1 protein-coding gene is annotated in these 1665 nt (G+C 68.5%); it reads left to right on the forward strand.

All coding sequences use genetic code 11. The features are described from left to right. Positions 1-55: 55 nt before the first annotated feature. Positions 56-1665, forward strand: a 1610-nt coding sequence (locus ACWEN3_RS46295; protein ID WP_452984427.1) for an ISAzo13 family transposase, incomplete at its 3' end; no start/stop codon positions are given.

The following is a 1665-nucleotide window of genomic DNA, read 5'->3' on the forward strand; positions in this document are numbered from 1 at the left end:
AGGGCTCGTAAAGAATCAACACGTTGCTTCACGGTGTCTCTGTCGTTGGTGTGGTATGCGCATACCGAGCGAGCTTCGTGACCAACTTGCCCTGAGATTCGGGGTGTTGTTTCCCCATCTGAATGAGCGGCAGCAGCGGCTGGCGCTGGCCGCCGAGGCCCGGCTGCTGGGGCACGGCGGGGTGAGGGCCGTCGCCCGTGCCGCGGGGGTGAGCGAGACGACGGTGCGCAAGGGAGTCTTCGAGCTGGAAGGCGGTGAGGATCCCTTGCCCGACGGCCGGGTCCGCCGGGACGGCGGCGGTCGCAAGAGCGCAGAGGAGCTTGACCCGCTGCTCGTTCCGGCTCTACTGGCCCTGGTGGAGCCAGACGAGCGGGGCGATCCGATGTCGCCGCTGCGGTGGACGACCAAGTCGCTGCGGTCTCTGGCCGGGGCGCTGACACGGCAGGGCCACGCCGCGTCAGCGCCGACCGTGGGCCGGCTGCTGCGGGAGAACGGCTTCAGTCTGCAGGCCAATGCCAAGACCCTTGAAGGTGCTCAACACCCCGACCGGGACGCGCAGTTCCGGTACATCAACGACCAGGCCAAGGACCATCAGGTCAACGGCGAGCCGGTGGTCAGCGTGGACACGAAAAAGAAGGAAGTCGTCGGGGAGTTCAAGAACACGGGATGCCAATGGCGGCCGGCCGGTAAACCTGTGCGGGTCGACGTTCATGACTTCCCCAGCGACGCGCTGGGCAAGGCCCTGCCCTACGGCATCTACGACCTGGCGGCGGGCACCGGCTGGGTGAACGTCGGTACGGATCACGATACCGCGGCCTTCGCGGTCGAATCGATCCGCCGCTGGTGGAACGGGCAGGGACGTCTCGACTACCCCGGCGCCACCCGTCTGCTGATCACCGCCGACGCGGGTGGCTCCAACGGCTACCGCACCCGGGCCTGGAAGACCGAACTCGCCGCCTTTGCCGCCGAGACGGGCCTGGCCGTCACGGTCTGCCATATGCCTCCGGGCACATCGAAATGGAATCGGATCGAGCACCGGCTATTCTCCGCGATCACGATGAACTGGCGCGGCCAGCCGCTGACCAGCTACGAGGTCATCGTGCAGAGCATCGCCGCGACCACCAACCGCACCGGGCTCACCGTCCACGCCGAACTGGACCCCGGCAGCTATCCCACGGGGGTGAAGGTCAGCGACGCTGAACTGAACGCGGTACCGCTGGCCGGCCATGCCTTCCACGGGGAATGGAACTACACCGTGCACCCACGGCCCACCGAGCCGACGAACCCCGGCAAGCCAACCGCCCGCCTCGACCGCGAGGCCCTGGCGCACCCCGCCCTGACCGGTATGACCAGCACCGAACTGACCGAGCTGACCACAGCCCTGGCCTCGCCCTGGCAGGCACTGCACTCCCCGGACCGCACTACCCGACGCGACGGAGGCACCCGACGCCGAGCCCCGGGCGGCGGCCGCAAAGCCAAACTCGACCTGGCCGACCGCGTCCTGGCCACCGTGCTGCACCAGCGCCTTGGCCTGTCGCCCACCGTGCTCGCCCGCCTGTTCACCGTCAGCAAGGACACCATCCGCGAGGCCACCGGCGAGATCAGACAGCTCATGGACCAGCACGGACACACCCCCGGTCCCGCGGCGACACACCTGACCACCCT

Source organism: Streptomyces sp. NPDC004561 (assembly GCF_053602155.1).